A 1,616-nucleotide genomic window follows, 5' to 3' on the forward strand; every position below is an offset into this window, starting at 1 on the left:
AAGCTGACCGCCAAGAGCTGGCTGACTGAAGCGCCGCTGCGCATGCTGATGAACAACCTCGACCCGGAAGTCGCCGAGAACCCTAAAGAATTGGTGGTTTACGGTGGTATCGGTCGTGCGGCACGTAACTGGGAATGCTACGACAAGATCGTTGAAAGCCTGACCAACCTGAACGACGACGAGACCCTGCTGGTGCAATCCGGCAAGCCAGTCGGCGTGTTCAAGACTCACAGCAACGCCCCACGCGTTCTGATCGCCAACTCCAACCTGGTTCCGCACTGGGCGAGCTGGGAACACTTCAACGAACTCGACGCCAAAGGCCTGGCCATGTACGGCCAGATGACCGCCGGCAGCTGGATCTACATCGGCAGCCAGGGCATCGTTCAAGGCACCTACGAAACCTTCGTCGAAGCCGGTCGCCAGCACTACAACGACAACCTGACCGGCAAGTGGGTGTTGACCGCTGGCCTGGGCGGCATGGGTGGCGCTCAGCCTCTGGCTGCAACCCTGGCCGGCGCTTGCTCGCTGAACATCGAATGCCAGCAGATCAGCATCGATTTCCGCCTGAAAACCCGTTACGTCGACGAGCAAGCCAAAGACCTCGACGACGCACTGGCTCGTATCGCCAAATACACTGCCGAAGGCAAGGCTGTCTCCATCGCCCTGTGCGGCAACGCGGCTGAAATCCTGCCGGAACTGGTTCGTCGCGGTGTGCGTCCGGACATGGTCACCGACCAGACCAGCGCCCACGACCCGCTCAACGGTTACCTGCCAGCCGGCTGGACCTGGGACGAATACCGCGCTCGCGCCAAGACCGAACCTGCTGCCGTGGTCAAAGCCGCCAAGCAATCGATGGCCGTGCACGTTAAAGCGATGCTGGACTTCCAGAAAATGGGCGTGCCGACCTTCGACTACGGCAACAACATCCGTCAGATGGCGCAAGAAGAAGGCGTGGAAAACGCATTCGACTTCCCGGGTTTCGTACCGGCTTACATCCGTCCGCTGTTCTGCCGTGGCATCGGCCCGTTCCGTTGGGCTGCGCTGTCGGGTGATCCGCAGGACATCTACAAGACCGACGCTAAAGTTAAAGAACTGATCCCGGACGACGCCCACCTGCACAACTGGCTGGACATGGCCCGCGAGCGCATCAGCTTCCAGGGTCTGCCGGCACGTATCTGCTGGGTTGGCCTGGGTCTGCGCGCCAAGCTCGGTCTGGCGTTCAACGAAATGGTGCGCAGCGGTGAATTGTCCGCGCCAATCGTGATTGGTCGCGACCACCTGGACTCCGGTTCCGTATCCAGCCCGAACCGCGAAACCGAATCGATGCAAGACGGTTCTGACGCCGTGTCCGACTGGCCACTGCTCAACGCTCTGCTGAACACCGCGAGCGGCGCCACCTGGGTTTCCCTGCACCACGGCGGTGGCGTCGGCATGGGCTTCTCCCAGCACTCGGGCATGGTGATTGTCTGCGACGGTACTGACGAAGCGGCCGAGCGTATCGCTCGCGTGCTGCACAACGACCCGGCCACCGGTGTCATGCGTCACGCCGATGCCGGTTACCAGATCGCAATCGACTGTGCGAAAGAGCAAGGTCTGAACCTGCCGATGATTACCGG

At 61.4% G+C, this 1,616-nt stretch carries 1 protein-coding gene; it reads left to right on the forward strand.

Going from position 1 to position 1,616, the window contains the following annotated elements; genetic code table 11:
* Window positions 1–3: 3 nt before the first annotated feature.
* The coding region (gene hutU / locus PMI21_RS24625; RefSeq protein WP_081499445.1) for a urocanate hydratase at window positions 4–1,616 on the forward strand (1,613 nt) is incomplete at its 3' end.

The organism is Pseudomonas sp. GM18 (assembly GCF_000282195.1).
GTDB lineage: Bacteria > Pseudomonadota > Gammaproteobacteria > Pseudomonadales > Pseudomonadaceae > Aquipseudomonas.